The sequence below is a fragment of the Prosthecobacter gellanilyticus genome (assembly GCF_007992435.1).
GTDB classification, from domain to species: domain Bacteria; phylum Verrucomicrobiota; class Verrucomicrobiia; order Verrucomicrobiales; family Verrucomicrobiaceae; genus Prosthecobacter; species Prosthecobacter gellanilyticus.
Genome location: NZ_BKAG01000038.1, coordinates 53,338 through 70,169 on the forward strand (window position 1 = coordinate 53,338; position 16,832 = coordinate 70,169).

General features: G+C 60.6%; 16 protein-coding genes. 14 read left to right on the top strand and 2 right to left on the bottom strand.

Features of this window, described 5'->3' with window-relative positions:
* Positions 1-18: 18 nt before the first annotated feature.
* From BGE01nite_RS20970 to BGE01nite_RS21010, 9 genes are all read left to right on the top strand, one after another.
* The gene (locus tag BGE01nite_RS20970) at positions 19-357 is read left to right on the top strand and encodes a hypothetical protein (protein WP_146853335.1); all 339 of its coding nucleotides are present in this window, start codon (positions 19-21) and stop codon (positions 355-357) included.
* 22 nt (positions 358-379) lie between these two features.
* Positions 380-1,351: an endonuclease/exonuclease/phosphatase family protein gene (locus tag BGE01nite_RS20975; protein ID WP_146853337.1), complete on the top strand. Its 972-nt coding sequence runs from the start codon at positions 380-382 to the stop codon at positions 1,349-1,351.
* A 383-nt stretch (positions 1,352-1,734) separates the two neighbouring features.
* Entirely contained in the window at positions 1,735-2,448 is a 714-nt protein-coding gene (locus tag BGE01nite_RS20980; protein ID WP_246145773.1) for a cytochrome c3 family protein, read from the top strand.
* A 52-nt stretch (positions 2,449-2,500) separates the two neighbouring features.
* Entirely contained in the window at positions 2,501-5,773 is a 3,273-nt protein-coding gene (locus tag BGE01nite_RS20985) for a TAT-variant-translocated molybdopterin oxidoreductase (RefSeq protein WP_146853342.1), read from the top strand.
* Positions 5,774-5,791: 18 nt separating this feature from the next.
* Positions 5,792-7,285 (top strand): NrfD/PsrC family molybdoenzyme membrane anchor subunit, encoded by a 1,494-nt coding sequence (gene nrfD / locus BGE01nite_RS20990; RefSeq protein WP_146853344.1) that lies wholly within the window; start codon positions 5,792-5,794, stop codon positions 7,283-7,285.
* A 38-nt stretch (positions 7,286-7,323) separates the two neighbouring features.
* Positions 7,324-7,920 (top strand): DUF3341 domain-containing protein, encoded by a 597-nt coding sequence (locus tag BGE01nite_RS20995; protein ID WP_146853346.1) that lies wholly within the window; start codon positions 7,324-7,326, stop codon positions 7,918-7,920.
* A gap of 274 nt (positions 7,921-8,194) precedes the next feature.
* On the top strand, positions 8,195-8,626 hold the full coding sequence (locus tag BGE01nite_RS21000) for a hypothetical protein (protein WP_146853348.1): 432 nt from the start codon (positions 8,195-8,197) through the stop codon (positions 8,624-8,626).
* A gap of 417 nt (positions 8,627-9,043) precedes the next feature.
* A complete protein-coding gene (locus BGE01nite_RS21005) occupies positions 9,044-9,568 on the top strand; it encodes a hypothetical protein (RefSeq protein WP_170266949.1) in 525 nt (174 codons plus the stop codon).
* Positions 9,569-9,997: 429 nt separating this feature from the next.
* Positions 9,998-10,438: a hypothetical protein gene (locus BGE01nite_RS21010; RefSeq protein WP_146853352.1), complete on the top strand. Its 441-nt coding sequence runs from the start codon at positions 9,998-10,000 to the stop codon at positions 10,436-10,438.
* Here the strand turns inward: BGE01nite_RS21010 and BGE01nite_RS21015 are convergent.
* Positions 10,422-11,054, bottom strand: a complete 633-nt coding sequence (locus tag BGE01nite_RS21015) for a hypothetical protein (RefSeq protein WP_146853354.1) — start codon at positions 11,052-11,054, stop codon at positions 10,422-10,424. The two genes, BGE01nite_RS21010 and BGE01nite_RS21015, sit on opposite strands and share 17 nt — an antisense overlap.
* A 283-nt stretch (positions 11,055-11,337) precedes the next feature.
* Between BGE01nite_RS21015 and BGE01nite_RS21020 the strand changes: the two genes are divergently transcribed.
* The 4 genes from BGE01nite_RS21020 (at position 11,338) to BGE01nite_RS21035 (ending at position 15,539) form a co-directional block, all read left to right on the top strand.
* A complete protein-coding gene (locus tag BGE01nite_RS21020) occupies positions 11,338-11,526 on the top strand; it encodes a hypothetical protein (protein ID WP_146853356.1) in 189 nt (62 codons plus the stop codon).
* Between the two features lie 167 nt (positions 11,527-11,693).
* Positions 11,694-12,632 (top strand): serine aminopeptidase domain-containing protein, encoded by a 939-nt coding sequence (locus BGE01nite_RS21025; RefSeq protein WP_146853358.1) that lies wholly within the window; start codon positions 11,694-11,696, stop codon positions 12,630-12,632.
* A 49-nt stretch (positions 12,633-12,681) separates the two neighbouring features.
* Positions 12,682-14,061: a sensor histidine kinase gene (locus BGE01nite_RS21030; RefSeq protein WP_146853360.1), complete on the top strand. Its 1,380-nt coding sequence runs from the start codon at positions 12,682-12,684 to the stop codon at positions 14,059-14,061.
* 35 nt (positions 14,062-14,096) lie between these two features.
* Positions 14,097-15,539: a sigma-54-dependent transcriptional regulator gene (locus tag BGE01nite_RS21035; RefSeq protein ID WP_146853362.1), complete on the top strand. Its 1,443-nt coding sequence runs from the start codon at positions 14,097-14,099 to the stop codon at positions 15,537-15,539.
* Positions 15,540-15,599: 60 nt separating this feature from the next.
* Here the strand turns inward: BGE01nite_RS21035 and BGE01nite_RS21040 are convergent, their stop codons facing one another.
* Positions 15,600-16,220, bottom strand: coding sequence for a hypothetical protein (locus BGE01nite_RS21040; RefSeq protein ID WP_146853364.1), 621 nt, complete (start codon positions 16,218-16,220; stop codon positions 15,600-15,602).
* Positions 16,221-16,393: 173 nt separating this feature from the next.
* Between BGE01nite_RS21040 and BGE01nite_RS21045 the strand changes: the two genes are divergently transcribed.
* Positions 16,394-16,573 carry a hypothetical protein gene (locus tag BGE01nite_RS21045; RefSeq protein ID WP_146853366.1) on the top strand — a complete coding sequence of 60 codons (180 nt, stop codon included), beginning with the start codon at positions 16,394-16,396 and terminating at the stop codon, positions 16,571-16,573.
* Positions 16,574-16,832 lie beyond the last annotated feature (259 nt).

A 16,832-nucleotide genomic window follows, 5' to 3' on the forward strand; every position in this document is an offset into this window, starting at 1 on the left:
AAACTATAACGAGGCAAAATGCCCACCTCCTATGAAGGATCGAAAGAAGACCATAGAATGAACGCCGACCCATTGCCAACCGCCGAACAACAAGTGCGATTGAGCGACATGGTCGCGATGGCATTCGTGGAGATTCGTTTGCTTGGCTGGGCTGGCCGCGCGGAGCAGGCATCCGATCTTGCAGACGCCTTTCACAACATACCCCGCGAGATCTTCGGATGGGGGCGCTGGAGCATTGGGCACACGCGCGCCATGCTACAGTGCTACCAGGACAAGCATCACAACGAAGAGTATCCAGGAAGGACGAACTACGTGGCTATCTTCAACTCGATATTCCCGACCGAAGGTGTGACATGATCTGCCACCGTGGCAATCACCCATGAAACCCTTCATTCACCTCCCATCACAAGTTCTTGCCTTTCTCGCCGTCGTCATGGCCTGCAATCAGGCGATTGAGTCGCTCGCAGCGGAACCCCAGGCGGAGATCGTTTGGGTCATGAGTCTGAACCTCTGGCACGGTGGAGATGGAGGGAAGCAGCCGCTCGACCAGATGGTGACGCTCATCCGGCAGTCCCAGGCGGACTTGGTAGGACTTCAGGAGACGGCAGGTTTTGCTCCCCAGGGGAAGCCGCGCCCGGATCGCACCGCCGAGATCGCCAGACGGCTCGGCTGGCATCATGTTGAGCAAGGGGGCGGCACCGGCATCGTCAGCCGGTTTGAGATTGTGGCGGTGACTCCCAAAAAATGGGGCATCAAGGTGAAGCTGCCGTCGGGCCGGCACTTGTATCACTTCAATGCCCACCTCTTTCACTCTCCCTACCAGCCATATCAGCTCCTCGGCATTCCTTATGGAAAGGCTCCCTTCTTAAAGACGGGTGAGGAGGCGGTGCAGGCGGCCCGGGACACACGGGGTGACGAAGTGGCACGTCTGTTGGCGGAGGTGAAGACCATCCTGCCAGACGGGGTGCCCGTGTTCATCACCGGTGACTTCAATGAACCCTCGCACCTCGACTGGACGCCCGCCTCCGTGAAAGCGGGCCACTGCCCCCTGCCCGTCCTGTGGCCTTCAACCCAGGCGGTGGAGGCTGCCGGGTTCATCGATACCTACCGCGCCGTTTACCCCGACCCCGTGAAAAACCGGGGGCTGACCTGGACGCCGAGGACCAGGGTCGACGATCCGAAAGACCGGCACGATCGAATCGACTTCGTTTTTGTGGGCGGACCACCGTTCCGAGTAAGAGCAGCCAGGGTTGTCGGCGAGTCGCCGGAATATGCCGACGTGGTGGTCTCTCCGTATCCGTCTGATCACAGGGCAGTCGTCTCCGAGGTCGAGTTTCCAGCCGGGAAATAGCCAATCGCCTGACAAAGCTGCATGGCGTCAAGTGGGGTAATCTTCAAGAATGGAATGGAGTATCCATTTGATAATCAATACCTTAGGTGAAGTTTAGGTGGGGCAGTCGAGACCCGGTCGACCGAGGTCCAAATGCAGGAATCCCCCATTTCAACTCTTCGTCCCGCGCGGTTCCCCCCGGTGTCTTTCAAGCGCCCCCACTTTTTTGATTTCCAGCCTTGCAAAGGTGCCTCGGACTTCTATCCTCGAACCTCGCTTGTGAAATTTTTCACAAGCCCTGAATTTGACGTTTTATGGGCAATTTCTTTCCTCGTTGGACCAATTGGCTCCCCCTGAAGCTAGCCGTCGCGGCTGGTTTTATCGTTTTTGGGGTGAGCCTGGCCGTGCCGTATTACTTCACGCCGAAATACACGCGCGTGGGCTATGAGCCGACTCAGCCGGTGCCATTTTCGCATAAAATCCACGCCGGTCAGCTCGGCCTGGACTGCCGCTACTGCCACTCTTTTGCGGAGGTCTCCAGCCATGCGAACGTGCCGACGAACCAGACCTGCTTTAACTGCCATGGTCCGGGCAAGGGCAACATCAAGGCTTCCTCGCCGAAGCTCGAAAAAGTGATCAAGGCCGCCGAAACCGGCAAGCCAATCGAGTGGGTGAAGGTCCACAAGGCGCCTGATTACGTCTACTTTAACCACAGCGCTCACCTGAACCGCGGCATCTCCTGCCAGAACTGCCACGGCCAGATCAATGAGATGGAAGTGGTGAAGCACGCCGAACCTCAGTCCATGGGCTGGTGCCTCGAGTGCCATCGCAATCCTGAGCAGAAGCTCCGCCCGCTGGATCAGATCACCAATCTGAACTACAAGCCTGAGCAGCTCGACCGCAGCGGCTTCTACGCCGGCCTCCTGAAGAAGGGTGTGAAGGCAGACGAGATCGCCGCCACCATCAAGGAAGGCAGCTCCGCCGGTAAGCTCGAGGACCTTGTGGCCCTGGCCGTGGGCAAATACGGTGAGAAGGTGACCCAGCTCGAAGTGGGCAGCCAGCTCAAGAAACACTGGCAGGTCCAGCCGCCGGAAAACTGCACCGCCTGTCACCGTTGATCGGCTCGTTTGCTCCTTTTGACCCTTTTTTGATTCTTCCTTTTTCCCGCTCATGAAACGCAAATGGATTCACCCCGAGGAGCCTCAGACCGGCAAGCGCTACTGGCGCAGCCCGGCCGAACTCGAGCAACGCTCGGAATTCCTCTCGACACTCGGTGTGGAGTTTCCCGCCGGTGACACGCTGACCGAGGAGGAAGCAGGCAACTCACGCCGTGATTTCCTGAAGCTCATGGGCGCCTCCGCCGGTATGATGGGCCTCGCCGCCTGCCGCCGTCCGGTGGTGAACATCCTGCCTTACACGAACCACGTCGAGTGGGTCATCCCAGGAAAGTCCCTCCTGTATGCCTCCGCCATGCCCACCCCCACGGGTGCCGTGCCCATGGTGGTCACCACGCATGAAGGCCGCCCCACGCACCTCTCCGGCAACCCGCTTCACCCCGTGGGTGGTGGTCTGGATAGCTTCGCGCAGGCCAGCGTGCTGGATCTCTATGATCCGGAGCGCTCCCAGTTCCCCACCATCGGCGGCAAGTCCGCCACCTGGGCTGAGGCCAACAAGGGTCTCGAAAACATCTCCGCTGAAGTCAAGAAAGACGGCGGCGCCTCCCTGGCCGTCGTCGTCGGCCGCGGCACCTCCCCCACGGTGCAACGTTTGTTAGGTGAAGTGAAGGCCGCCCTCCCGCAGGCGAAGCTCTTCAGCTACGAAGCCATCAACAGCGCCGCCCAGAATGCCGCGAACAACGAAGTCCTCGGTGCCACCACCAAGACCTTCGTCCGCTGGAGCAAGGCTCTCCGCATCATCTCCCTCGACTGCGACTTCCTCTCGCTCGACCCCGTCGCCGGTGAGACCATCAAGGAATTCACCAAGCAGCGCGCCCAGGACAAGCCAAGTCCTGAGATGAACCGTCTCTACGTGCTGGAAAACCGCTACACCCTCACCGGTGGCATGGCGGATCACCGCAAGCCTCTCGCGGCCAGCCTCATCCCAGCCGCTGCGGCCATCATCGCCGAGCTTCTGGACATCAAGGACGGCTCTGCGCTCGCTGCCGCCGCTCCTGCCGGCCTCAAAGACTGGCTCGCTCCTGCCGTTCGTGACCTCATCGACAACAAAGGCCGCTCGGTCGTCGTCGCTGGCAGCCGTCACGGTGCTGAAGTCCACGCGCTCGTCGCCGCTATCAACAACGCCCTCGGCGCTTATGGTTCTACCATCGAGCTCCTGGAAGGCGGCCCCGCCGCAGCCACCCTCGGCACCGCGGCTGAGCTTGAGACCGCGCTGGCTTCCGGTTCCGTCAAGACCCTCGTCTCCCTTACACCTTCAAACCTCCTCTTTGATGCCCCAGCCTCCGTGGCGAAGTCCATCCAGGAAAAAGGCGTGAAGATCGTCCACCTCGGCCATCTGCCGAATGACACCGCTCGCGCAGCCCTGCTGCACATCCCGGCCGCTCATTACCTGGAGTCCTGGAGTGATGTTCGTGCCTCAGACGGCACCTACTCCGTCGTCCAGCCGATGATCCAGCCGCTCTATGACGGCACCAGTGAGATCGAGGTGCTCCTCGCCCTCCTCGGCCGCAAGAAGATCGGTCCTGTGGAGAAGCCCGCTGACGGCTCCGCTCCTGCGGAAGACCCCGCCTATCAGGCCGTGCGTGACACCTTTGCCCAGGTCGCTGGCAGCCTCGATGAAACCAAGTGGAATCTCTCCCTGCGTGACGGCTTCCTCAAAGGTTCCGGCTATGTGAAGTCCTCCGGCGTGATCAATGCTGGCGCCGTCGCAGGCATCGTCAGCAAGGCCAAGGCTCCCACCGCTCCGTCTGACAAAGCTCTGGAAGTCGTCCTCACGCCTGACGCAGGTGTGTATGATGGCCGCTACATCAGCAATTCCTGGCTCCAGGAAGTGCCAGATCCGATCACCAAGCTCTCCTGGGACAACGCCGCCTGGATCGGCAGCGTGACCTTCCGCGCTCTCGAGCTGAAGAACGGCCAGATGGTCAAGATCACCGTCGGTGACAAGACCCTCACCCTTCCTGCCATCGAGGCCCCCGGCCACGTGCAGAACTCCATCACCATCCCTCTCGGTTATGGCCAGACGCAGCTCGGCTTCGTCGCTTCAGACACCAAGGGCACAGGCCGTGGCTTCAATGCCTACCCCCTGCGCTCCGCCGCCGCTGAGTTCGTCCTCACCGGTGCCACGCTGGAAAAGACCCCTGAGATCTACCAGCTCGCCATCAGCCAGGACCAGAACACCATGGAAGGCCGCGCGGTCTACCGTGAAGGCACTCTGGAGACCTTCGCCAAGACCCCTGACTTCGCCGTCAAGACCGGTCTGGACAGCCACATCCCGGAAAACATTTCCCTCTACAAAGGTCAGGTCGGCAAGAAGACCGAGACCAACCCCGATGGCTTCGACTACGAGAAGAAGCATCAGTGGGGCATGGTCATCGACCTCAGCAAGTGCCTCGGTTGCACCGCTTGCGTCGTCGCCTGCCAGAGCGAAAACAACATCGCCGTCGTCGGCAAGGACCAGGTCATCAAAGGCCGTCTCATGCAGTGGATCCGCATGGATCGCTACTTCGCCATGAGCGAGTGGGGCGCTGACAAGGCCAAGTCGGATGAAGTCAATATCGACCCGACCGCCGAACAGCTCGAAAATGCCGAGATGGTCCATCAGCCGCTGGCCTGCCAGCAGTGCGAGTCCGCTCCTTGTGAGACCGTCTGCCCGGTGAATGCCACCGTCCATACGGACGACGGCCTCAACGCCATGGTCTACAACCGCTGCATCGGCACCCGCTACTGCGCGAACAACTGCCCTTACACCGCCCGTCGCTTCAACTGGTTCGACTACAACAAGCGTCCGCTTGACGAGCTCTACTGGGGCCCCCTCTCCACGCCTGAGAAGACCGGCGTGCGTGAGTCCCTCCAGCTCCAGAAGAACCCGAACGTCACCGTCCGCATGCGCGGCGTCATCGAGAAGTGCACCTACTGCGTGCAGCGCATCGAGGCCGCCAAGATCAAGCAGAAGCAGACCCAGCGTGACTCGAAGAACTTCCGCGTTCCCACGGACACCGTCAAAGTCGCCTGCCAAGCAGCCTGCTCCGCAGATGCCATCACCTTCGGTGACATGGCTGACCGGAACAGCGCTATCGCCAAGGTCAAAGGTTTCAAAGACGAGAAAGACCCGTCCAAGGACCTTCCGGAGCACCCACGTAACTACGAACTCCTCAAGTACATCGGCACCCGTCCGCGCACGAGCTACCTGGCACGTCTGCGCAACCCGAACAAGGCAATGCCCGGCGCCGACAAGATCGCCGCCTGGAGCGCTCACCAGAACTAATCTCCGATTCCCGCTGACATGTCCGCCGAAGCAGCCACCCACTCCCACGACCACGCTCCCGCCTACAGCGGTGCCCCGCGCATCCTGGACCGCGAGCCTCTCGTCCTCAACAACCGCTCCTACTCATGGATCACGAACCGCATCTGCGGCATCGTGGAAAACAAGCAGCCCCTCCTCTGGTGGATTCTGTTTGTGCCGTCCGTGCTGCTGACCGGTTTGATGGCCTTCTGCTTCATCTACCTCATCAGCACCGGCGTCGGTGTCTGGGGTCAGAAGCAGCCCGTCGCCTGGGCCTGGGACATCACGAACTTCGTGTTCTGGATTGGTATCGGTCACGCCGGCACCCTCATCTCCGCCATTCTTTTCCTCACCCGCCAGAAATGGCGCACGTCTGTGAACCGCGCTGCTGAGGCCATGACCATCTTCGCCGTGATGTGCGCCGGTCTCTTCCCGGCCTTCCACGTCGGTCGTGTGTGGATGGTGTGGTTCCTCGCTCCCATCCCGAACGCCAACGCCATCTGGCAGAACTTCAAGTCCCCGCTGCTTTGGGACGTGTTCGCGGTGTCCACCTACTTCAGCGTCTCCGCCGTGTTCTGGTTCCTGGGCCTCGTCCCTGACCTCGCCACCCTGCGTGACCGTTGCAAACCTGGTCTGCGCAAGACCATGTATGGCATCTTCTCCCTCGGCTGGCGCGGTGCCAACCGTCACTGGAGCCACTATGAGACCGCCTACATGCTCCTGGCTGCTCTCTCCACCCCGCTCGTGCTTTCCGTGCACTCCGTGGTGTCCTTTGACTTCGCCACCTCCATCGTTCCTGGCTGGCACACCACCATCTTCCCGCCCTACTTCGTGGCTGGCGCTATCTTCGGCGGTTTCGCCATGGTGCTCACGCTCATGATCCCGGTCTCGAAGATCTATGGCCTGAGTGATCTCATCACGCCGAAGCACATTGATAACATGGCCAAGATCATCCTGCTCACAGGCACGATCGTCGGTTACGCCTACTCCATGGAGTTCTTCGTCGCCTACTACAGCGCGAACCCCTTCGAGCTCCAGACCTTCATGCTTCGCGGCCTGTATGGTCCCTCCACCTGGGCTTACTACTTCATGTTCGGCTTCAACGTGTTTGCCCCGCAGCTCTTCTGGTATCGTCCGTTCCGTCACAATCTCTGGGTCGTCATGCTCGTCTGCATGTGCGTGAACGCCGGCATGTGGTTTGAGCGTTACGTCATCATCGCCACCACCCTTGAGCGTCACCTCATCCCGGGCTCCTGGCGCACCTATGAAGCCACCTGGGTCGATAAGTACACCTTCCTCGGCACCTTCGGCTTCTTCATGATGCTCTTCCTTCTGTTCCTCCGCTTCCTCCCGGTCATTGCCATCGGTGAAGTGAAGGGCGTGCTGCCGCAGTCCAATGCGCACAATCACGACCACGGCAAGGAAGGCGTCCAGGAAGAGGACCTCATGGCCTACCCAGACCGCCACGTCCCTCGTGAAGCCGCCGCCGTCTGAGCGGAATGACGAAATCCGAATTCCCTCCATTTTAGAATATGAGCACGCTTAAAAGAGTACATGGTTATCTGGCCGAGTTCGACGGCGCGGCTGACATCTACCACGCGGCCGAGCAGGTCCGCGATGCTGGTTACCAGCGCTGGGATGTCCACTCCCCGTTCCCCATCCACGGCATGGACGACGCCATGGGCAATTCCCGCTCCGTCCTGCCGAAGCTCGTCTTCGTCGGCGGCATGACCGGCACCTGCGTCGCTTTCACGTTGCAGACCCTCACCCAGACGAACTTCTGGTCCAGCATCGGTCTCGGCTTCCTCCAGACCCTCGCCGAAACCTATCCCACGATCGTCCAGGCCAAACCCACGGACATCTGGACCCTCCCGGCCTTCTTCCCCGTGATGTTTGAGCTGACCATTCTGTTCAGCGCCTTCACCACCCTCTTCGGCCTCCTGGCCCTCATGGGTCTGCCCCGCCTGAACCACCCTCTGTTTGCCTCCAAGCAGTTCGGCAAGTTCTCCGATGACGGCTTCTTCGTCTGCATCGAAGCCCGCGACCCCAAGTTCAGCCAGGAAGGCACCAAAGCCCTCCTCGAGAAGATCGGTGGCAAGAACATCGAACTCGTCGAGGACGAGCTCTAAAAGCCCGCTTCAAGACAGCCCTTCAAAATCTCCAAAAGAGCCGCGCGAGCGGCTCTTTTGTTTTGGGGGCATCGCAGGTTTGGAACCAGGCTTTACATCTCCCCTCCCTTCACGGCACACTGCCTGCATGAGCGAGAGGCAAACCAAATGTTGCAGCATCCCTTGGTGGGGCATTTGCTTGATCATCCTGGGGGCTATTAGCGCTATCGTGATATGGGTGATGATCCTGAACGCTGGGCGCCAACGTGGCCACTGGATTCTCCACAGGGAATCAATGAGAGATCTCCAGGTAGCCCTGGGGCACTATCGAACAGAATACAACACATGGCCGGATGATCCTGCTCTTGCCACTTCAGATGATGTGCCAGCCAAGGTTCGCGGACCGCTCATGGATGCCTTGCTCGGAAACAACCCGCGTAGCATCATGTTCTTCAATCCTACGAATGCGGAGCCTGGTCATTCACCTGGTCTCGTAAAGGAGGCGGGCGTGTCCGCCATGCATGATGTTTGGGGGAGCAGTTACTTCCTGATGCTGGATATGAACGGTGACGGCCAGGTGAAGAATCCCGAACGCTTGCCCGGTGCCGTTCCGAACCCGAGAGCCAAGCCGTTGGGTGAGTTTCTCCCGATGCTCAAAGCCGCCTTCTCCGCCGGCCCCGATCGAGATCCCAACACCTGGGCAGACAATATCACCACTTGGAGATAACCACTGACCAAGCGCAGCCTCCAAACACCGAACTCCGGAGGAGTTCCCCATGAATAGCCAGGAGTGAAACTCCTGGTTAGGCCAGAACAACCCATGATCTAAAATACAACTCCGGAGGAGTTGCCCAATGCACACGTAGCCTAGCTGTCTCCCGCGTCTCTAATTTCCGGGCAGCACCTGTTGAAACCCCTCACCACAGAGGACACGGAGAAACATAGAGGCACTGAATTGAAACCTCTGTGTCCCTCTGTGTTCTCGGTAGTTTAAAATCAGGGGATCTCCCAACACACTCTCATCACGAATGATCGGAGGGCAGGTCATGCGAGCTTTACAGACGCGCATGATTTGTGGCAAAATCCTGGCATGTGTGAATGCAAGCCACCGCGCAGAGTGATTTTTTTCTGGATCATCTCGCTGATGCTTCTGCTGCTGCTCGTTGTCGGTGGAATTCTGCTAGAATTCGGCTTCGGCTCTGATCGCGGCCATCTCACCACACGAACAAGGGCCGATCTGAAGGACATCCAAGTTTGCATCGGCCACTATAGAACCGAGTACAACAAATTTCCCGCCGAACCAACATTGGGAAGTGCCGACAAAGCTCCCATCAAACTGCGAGGACCTGTCCTGGAGCATCTGCTGGGCAGCAATCCTCGCAATATCAAGTTTGTGGACGTGCCACCCATGAGGCCAGACGGGTCGGGTTTGATCATGGAGGAAGGCGTGCCTGCCTGGCATGACCGATGGGGCACATGCTACTTCCTGATGGCGGACGTGGACTTGGACAATCGAATCCCGAATCCCGCCTTCATGGCCGGTGCCGTCACGCCTCGCAGAACTTTGTCCACATCTCCCAAGTTCCTCCCCGCGAGCACCCTCGTCTTCTCCGCCGGCCCTGACCGCGATCCCAACACCTGGGCAGACAACATCACTTCCTGGAGATAGGCACCAACCCGGCATAGCCCAGCGCAAAACGAACTCCGGAGGAGTTGCCCAATGCGCACGTAGCCTAGCTGTCTCCCGCGTCTCTAATTTCCGGGGCAGCACCTATTGAAACCCCTCACCACAGAGGACACGGAGAAACACAGAGACACTGAATTGAAACCTCTGTGTCCCTCTGTGCTCTCTGTGGTTTAAAATCTGGTGTCCCCAGAGACACGCTCATCGCGAATACTCGCGCACGCAGGCTATGCGAGCTTTACAGACGCGCATGCTTTGTGGCAAAATACCATCATGTGTGAATGCCAGCCACGGCTTAGCAAGAAGCTTATCTGGATCGTCTCCATGATCCTTCTGCTGCTCGTCGTTGGGTTCATGTGGCCAGTGCCACACATCTTCACTTGTGTGGGCTCGGCCGATCCAACCCGACGAACCATGGCCGATCTCAAGGACATCCAAGTCAGCATTGGCCACTATAGAACCGAATACAATCGCTTTCCCGCCGAACCAACATTGGGAAATGCCGACAAAGCTCCCATCAAACTGCGTGGCCCCGTCCTGGAGCATCTGTTGGGCAGCAATCCTCGCCACATCAAGTTTGTGGACGTGCAACCTACCAAGCCAAACCGCTCGGGCCTGGTCATGGAGGAAGGCGTGCCTGCCTGGCATGACCGATGGGGCACATGCTACTTCCTGATGGCGGACCTGGACTTGGACAATCGAATCCCGAATCCCGCCTTCATGGCCGGTGCCGTCACGCCTCGCAGAACTTTGTCCACATCTCCCAAGCTCATCCCCGCGAGCACCCTCGTCTTCTCCGCCGGCCCTGACCGCGACCCCAACACCTGGGCAGACAACATCACTTCGTGGAGATAGTGACAGGCACCTTGAAGGGCTTCTGAATGTGCTTGCCCAGGTGGCGGTCAAGGATCGCCAGAAACTGATCCGCAGCCGCCTTTTTCGGCCCATCGAAGTCTCCGAAGCCCAGCAGCGTTGGTCCAAACAAGGCCGGAAGGGAAAGATTGCCGCATTGAAAGCAAACCAGGGACTCGCAGATGACTCGTCCATCCTTGCGAAACTCCACCACGTGATGCGGCATGTAGCAGGCTGCGCCGCTGCTCTCATCGTAAACCATCTGACGCCAAAGGGCCGCCAGTTCCCGGGCGGGTTCTCCCGTGAGGACCTTCTGGCTGACCTCATGGTAGAGACGTTCTTCGTTATGAAGGGGACGGTAAGTTCTCCCAGCAGTTCCAGGATCTTCCTCGGTGATCCGCGCCAGCCTGACTTCATCGACCTCTGGAAGTGTCTTCCCGTATTTATGGGCGGCAGCACGCTCCTGCTCACGCTTGAAGTTGACAGCATACTCCCGCAATCGCTCAAGCGTCTCCTGTCCATAAAACCAAGCCCAGAGGGAGAAGGCCCAGGCTCCGAGCAGCACGGCGATACCGAAGAGCCAAAGGATCTTTCTGCGTCGAGGCCTGACCTGATTCATGAAGGCATGACAGTCCTTTTGCACACGGGCATCAAGACTTTTTCCTTCGCCAAGCCGGCCACATTGCACCCAAACCTCGCACCTCTTGCACTGAAACTTTACACTCAGCGCCTCTCGGAGAGCCCGTCCCATCACACGCTGAAATCATAAGGCTTTGACGGTCAGTGGATTAAATCCTGATCCCAAATCCTGGCACGCCTCTGGCAATAGAAAAGAGCGGCTCCAAGACCACCAACCAACCCAACCTCGTCTCAGCGGGCCGTCCACCAACCTAACCAAAACCATGAAAACCAAGCTCGTTGTCCTGTCTGCCGTTCTCGCCGCTGCTGCTGCCCATGCCACTCCGGGCACGCAGTATGGTGTTCCTCATCACAAAGCCTCCTGCGCCTGCACCTCCGGCGCCGCCGCCAGCCAGACCGCGGTGAGCACGCTGCTTGGCAAGCACTCGCCCGGCATCGTTCATGGCAAGTGACGGCATCACCCGGTTTTTCTGAAACTTTGCCGGCGGGGTTAAACCTCTGACAATCCGCACAAACCGCCTCGGGAGGGTGGGTGTGAGCGATTCGTCTGCGCCCCGTCGGCTCTCTTTTTTCTGTGGATCGAAATGAAGGATGAAAGCGCCGTTTCCTTTCCCTCATCATGAGCCGGAACTCACCCTCCAGTCTGGGAGACACAGCCTGCCAGAGGGTCGCCTCCATGGAGGGCGGGTTTGTGCCGGGAAAAGCTTTCTTCCTGGCTCTGCTCGGCTGCGCGCTGGGCTTTGGGGGCTGGATCTATGAGTTCGCTCCACGCGCCTCGGAGGCGGCAGGCACCCAGGCCGCACCCCTGCAGCTGGAGCTGAGCACAGGCCCCTTTGAAGCCCGGTGTTATGACTGCCAGGGTACACCGCGGGGCATCGTCGTGCTCGCCAGCGGGGAGGGCGGCTGGAGCTGCTGGGAGGAGCGCACAGCGCATCACCTCATGGAAGCCGGTTACATCGTCGGCGCCTGGGACTGCCGGAAGTTCGCGGACTCACGCCGCTATGATCAGGCGGCCCTTGCCGAAGGCTGGCAGGCTCTGAGCCAGGCCTTGATTCAGCGCTGTCATGCAGATGCCACCATGCCTCTGTGGTATGGCGGCTGGTCCGCCGGTGCCCAGCAGGCCGTGGCGGCGGCAGCGGCCCATGCCTCACCGCTGCCGCTCACCGGACTCCTGCTGGCAGCGCCAGGGGCCCGCGGTCGCTATGGCATCACAGACAGTGATCTCCTCGGCAGGCAGCCCAGCGGCGGCGGCACCTTCGCGCTGGTGGATCTCGCGCCCGACCTGGTCGATGTGCCCGTGGCGCAGTTCATGGCCGAGCAGGATCCGCAGGACGATGTCGCGTGGTTAGAAAAGCTCGGCACCAGCCCGTATCAGCTCTACCCTCTGCCCGGCATGTCTCATGACATGGAGCGCGCCGGCAGTCATTTTCAGGCGGCTCTGGATGCCGCCATGACGTGGACACGCTCTGCCGCGCCTCCCCGGAAGACCCTCATGCTGCCGCGCGGGCACACAGCACGGCCAGCCTCCACTGGAAAAAGACCAGGACCTGGAACATGATCACCCCGCGCAGCGTTTCTGTGCCGCCTCGTTGATCCAACCCTCCAGCATGACTCCCGCCTTTTGGAAAAGATGTGTCGGCGCCGTGCTGGCCTTGATGGTGCTGGGCACCGTCTTCATCGGCAGCCGTCTGCTGCGTGAGCTGGAGTCCGTGCGGCGCGTGCAGGCCCTCGTCCTGGAGCAGGAGGAGCTCTCCACCCGCTTTCATCGCGATGGTGCCTCCCTGGTGGCGGAGTGGCATGCTGCCGTGCTGCGCCTCGGCGCCGCAGACCAGCCACCGCCCTCCGCGCGTGAGGAGGTGGACGTGCTGCATTCCCGCGCGCAGACCTTCTTCGCCAGCCCTCCCGTGCATCTCGTCACCGGTTTGGGCGAAGGCCTCGCCGATGTGAGATCCCAGATCTCCCTCTACCAGGAACGCTCCACCGAGTGGCTCGCGCAGCCTCGTGAAGAGCGCCTCGCACGCCTCTCCCTCCTGCAGGACACACAGGCCACACTCCTGCGCGAGATCCATGCACTGGCAGATGCCGGCACCCAGCAGGTGAACCGCATGGTGCTGAACCTTCAGGAGTCTCTGGCCGCCGTGCGCCTGCTGCTCTTCGCCTCGGTCATCGGCCTCATCGCCGCGCTCGCCGGTCTCTTCTGGCTGGTCACACGCGCCTGGTTGCGTCCTTTGTTAGCCCAGGTGGCGGCGGCAGATGCGCAAACCGCCGCGCAGCGTGAGCTCGCCTCCCTCGGTGTGCTGGCCGCAGGCCTGGCGCATGAGATCCGCAATCCCATGGGCGCGCTGAAGAACCGCGCCTATGCCCTCGGCCTGCTGGTGGATGCCACGCAGAACCCGAAGGCCGCGCAGCAGATCCACTCCATGAATGGCGAGATCGACCGCGTGGAGCGCATCGTGCGTGACTTCCTTGACTACGCCAGCCCGCAGGCACCACGACTCGAGACGCTCACCGCCAGAGAGTGGATCGAAAGCTTCATCGCTGATCATCGCAGCGAGGTCGAAAGCCGCGGTATCACGCTGAAGATGGATCTGCCCGATCACTGGCAGGACGTGAGCCTGCGGGTGGATGCCGGCCAGCTCCGCCAGGTATTGCTTAATTTGTTACGCAATGCCATCGAGGCCGCTTCTCCCGCCTCCCAGGACTCCGTCATCAGCATCAGTGGCGAGGCCTCCGGCACCTGGATCGAGCTGCGCCTGAGTGACAACGGCCCCGGTGTGCCCCCGGAGATGCGCGAGCAGATCTTCACCCCCTTCGCCACCACCAAGCATGGCGGCACCGGCCTCGGCCTCCCCATCAGCCGCTCCATCGCCCGGCGTCACGGCGGTGATGTGTTTCTCGAGACACCTTCACCCACAGGTGTGGGTGCCAGCTTCCTGCTCAGGCTTCCCCTCGGCCCCCCGCCCAGCGCCCTCCCCGGTGAGTCCTGAGCTTTCCACTGCCTAACTAACGATACTGTCAATCCATGCAGCTTCTCCTGATCGATGATGACGACGACTTCGCGTCTTCCCTGACCGTGGTCCTGGAGGCCTCCGGGCATGAGGTCACCCCGGCGTCTGATGGAGACATGGGCGTGCGTCTGGCCGCGGAGAGAGACTTTGACCTCGTCATCACAGACTTCCGCATGCCCGGCCTGGGCGGCCTGCAGGTGCTGGAAAAAATCCGCGCCGCAAAGCCGCGTCTGCCGGTCATCCTCATGACCGCCTACAGCACCACCGAGCGCGCCATCGAGGCCACAAAGGCCGGTGCCTTTGACTACCTCATGAAGCCCTTTGATCCGCCGGAGCTGCTGGCGGTCATCGAGCGCGCCGGTGCCACGGCCACCGCGGCACGCCCTGTCTCGCTCAAGGAGTCAGCATCATCATCCTCATCATCGGCGGATCACGAGCCGCTCATCGGTCGCAGCCGGCAGATGCAGAGCCTTTTCAAAGAGATCGGCAGGCTTGCAGACATGCCCGTGCCCGTGCTCATCCTCGGAGAGACCGGCACCGGGAAGGAGCTCATCGCCCGCGCTCTGCATCAGCATGGAAACCGCAGCAGCAAGTCCTTCATCGCGGTGAACTGCGCCGCCATACCGGAAAGCCTCATCGAGAGCGAGCTCTTCGGTCATGAAAAAGGCGCCTTCACCCATGCCGTGGCGCGGCGCATCGGCCGCTTTGAGCAGGCGCAGGACGGCACCTTGTTTTTAGATGAGATCGGTGATCTGCCCGCCTCCGTGCAGGTGAAGCTCCTGCGCGTGCTCCAGGAGCGCAAAGTCTGCCGGGTGGGCAGCACGCAGGACATCACGCTCAATGTGCGCATCCTCGCCGCCACGCATCGTGACCTCCCCGCCATGATCCAGGCAGGCACCTTTCGTGAAGACCTCTTCTACCGCCTGAACACCGCCATCCTCCGCCTGCCGCCCTTGCGCGAGCGCATGGAGGACATCGCCCCGCTCTCCTCCAGCATCCTCACACGGGCCGCGCGGGAGCTAGGCCTTGCCCAACCAACATTGCAAAAAGAGGCCCTCTCTCTTTTGGAGGCGCATCCCTGGCCCGGAAACATCCGCGAGCTGGAAAACAGCCTGCGCCGTCTCGTCATCGACTCACGCGGCCTGCCTGTGGGCGCGGCCCAGGTGCGGCAGCTCTTGAGCCAGGCGCCTCGCACGGACCTGGCGCCAGACAGGGACGTCCCGCTTCGTCGTCTGGTGGAAAAGCGCCTCGCTGAAGCCCGGGAAGGAAAACTCCCCGCCGGCGCGCTCCCCGCCCTCCTGGATGACCTGGAGCAGCAGCTTTACACCACCGCCCTCGAGCAGGCAGAGGGAAACCAGAGCAGCGTCGCCGAATGGCTCGGCGTCTCCCGCGTCACCGTCCGCGAGAAGCTCGACCGTTATCAACTTCTGCCCAAAAGACCGCGCAGGGAGCCTTGAATTGATGCGTCATTATTGGTTAGGCGTCAGTGCGGATGCGGGCGCGCACACCACGCGCACCTACCTTTGTTTGCGGGGCGGAGGAATGTAGGGTCCCAGATGCACATCCAGCGCCATCTCGAGAGGGTAGGGAGTCGGCTTGCCAGGCAGCTTGATACCCTCCCCAAAAACAACGCCGATCGTGCTTGATCTCAGAAGGATGGGAAGGGTAACCCTGCTACAGTGAAAGCACACCGCAGACTCGAGGATGGTTTTGCCCCGGTTCCGGAACTCCACCATATGATGAGGTTGGAAACACGCGGCCCCGCCCCCCTGATCCCAGATCAAATGCCGCCACAGCACGGCGATCGCCCGCGCCTCCTCTCCCGTCACTGTCTTCTCCTTGATGACATAGTAGGTCTCATCGCTCCCAGGTGGCTCATAGGATTTGTCAGAGCTGGAGGTCGGCACCTCATGCAAAAGCTTGAGCCTGACTTCATCCACCTCCGGCAGATTTGCCCCATACCGGCTCGCGGCCTCCAGAACCTTCCCGTGGGCAAACTCCTGCCAATGCGGCTGGATCAGCCTTTCCACCTCATCCCAGTAAAGCCAGCAAACCGCCCCGACCACGGTGCCACAGATGAGCGTGGTGAGACCGAGGACACGAAGAATGCGTTTCCAGAGCGGGGTGGCCTTGGGCATGGGTGGATCACAGGGATTTTAGCGCCCGAGAGCAAGGAGTATCACCCTTTTCCCTCACACCCTTAGTTCGACCTCGAAAAAATTGATCTCGACATGACATGCCTGCTCTTGGTAAAACGTTAACCTATCAAGCCACCCTGCTGGCGAACCCAATACTAGCACCCATCCACCCCATGAAAGCTCTTACCATCCTCTGCGCCTCCCTCGCTCTTGCCGCCGGCCTCTTCGCCGCTGACAAAGTCAAGGAAGGCTCCTGCTGTGACAAAGCCCAGAAAGCCGGCAAAGACTGCGCGCATCCTTGCTGCGTGAAGGCCAAGGCCGAAGGTAAAGTCTGCGAGAAGTGCAACAAGTAAGGTGCCCGTGACCTCAGGTCACCCCCTCACTTTCAGCCCTAGTCTCTGATCGAGCAGCCAACCCGCGTCACTGCGGAGTTGGCTGTTTTTTGTCGGGGATGATCGAAGTCGCGAAGCAGTCCTGGACTGCGCCGGCCCTCCGGCGCTTTCGTCGAAGCGGCTGTCTCCCGAAGTATTGAGGAAGCTGTGAGCATCCATGACCTTCGCATTCAGCTGGCGCAAAATCACTCACTCGGCCTGCAAGAGCGCCAGAGGACTC

Coding starts and splice junctions, on each gene's coding strand:
- BGE01nite_RS21040 (WP_146853364.1), bottom strand. CDS start 16,220: ATGCCCAAGGCCACCCCGCTCTGGAAACGCATTCTTCGTGTCCTCGGT.
- BGE01nite_RS20975 (WP_146853337.1), top strand. CDS start 380: ATGAAACCCTTCATTCACCTCCCATCACAAGTTCTTGCCTTTCTCGCC.
- BGE01nite_RS21005 (WP_170266949.1), top strand. CDS start 9,044: ATGCTTCTGCTGCTGCTCGTTGTCGGTGGAATTCTGCTAGAATTCGGC.
- nrfD (WP_146853344.1), top strand. CDS start 5,792: ATGTCCGCCGAAGCAGCCACCCACTCCCACGACCACGCTCCCGCCTAC.
- BGE01nite_RS21015 (WP_146853354.1), bottom strand. CDS start 11,054: ATGAATCAGGTCAGGCCTCGACGCAGAAAGATCCTTTGGCTCTTCGGT.
- BGE01nite_RS20970 (WP_146853335.1), top strand. CDS start 19: ATGCCCACCTCCTATGAAGGATCGAAAGAAGACCATAGAATGAACGCC.
- BGE01nite_RS21025 (WP_146853358.1), top strand. CDS start 11,694: ATGAGCCGGAACTCACCCTCCAGTCTGGGAGACACAGCCTGCCAGAGG.
- BGE01nite_RS21045 (WP_146853366.1), top strand. CDS start 16,394: ATGAAAGCTCTTACCATCCTCTGCGCCTCCCTCGCTCTTGCCGCCGGC.
- BGE01nite_RS20995 (WP_146853346.1), top strand. CDS start 7,324: ATGAGCACGCTTAAAAGAGTACATGGTTATCTGGCCGAGTTCGACGGC.
- BGE01nite_RS21035 (WP_146853362.1), top strand. CDS start 14,097: ATGCAGCTTCTCCTGATCGATGATGACGACGACTTCGCGTCTTCCCTG.
- BGE01nite_RS21000 (WP_146853348.1), top strand. CDS start 8,195: ATGAGAGATCTCCAGGTAGCCCTGGGGCACTATCGAACAGAATACAAC.
- BGE01nite_RS21020 (WP_146853356.1), top strand. CDS start 11,338: ATGAAAACCAAGCTCGTTGTCCTGTCTGCCGTTCTCGCCGCTGCTGCT.
- BGE01nite_RS20985 (WP_146853342.1), top strand. CDS start 2,501: ATGAAACGCAAATGGATTCACCCCGAGGAGCCTCAGACCGGCAAGCGC.
- BGE01nite_RS21010 (WP_146853352.1), top strand. CDS start 9,998: ATGGCCGATCTCAAGGACATCCAAGTCAGCATTGGCCACTATAGAACC.
- BGE01nite_RS21030 (WP_146853360.1), top strand. CDS start 12,682: ATGACTCCCGCCTTTTGGAAAAGATGTGTCGGCGCCGTGCTGGCCTTG.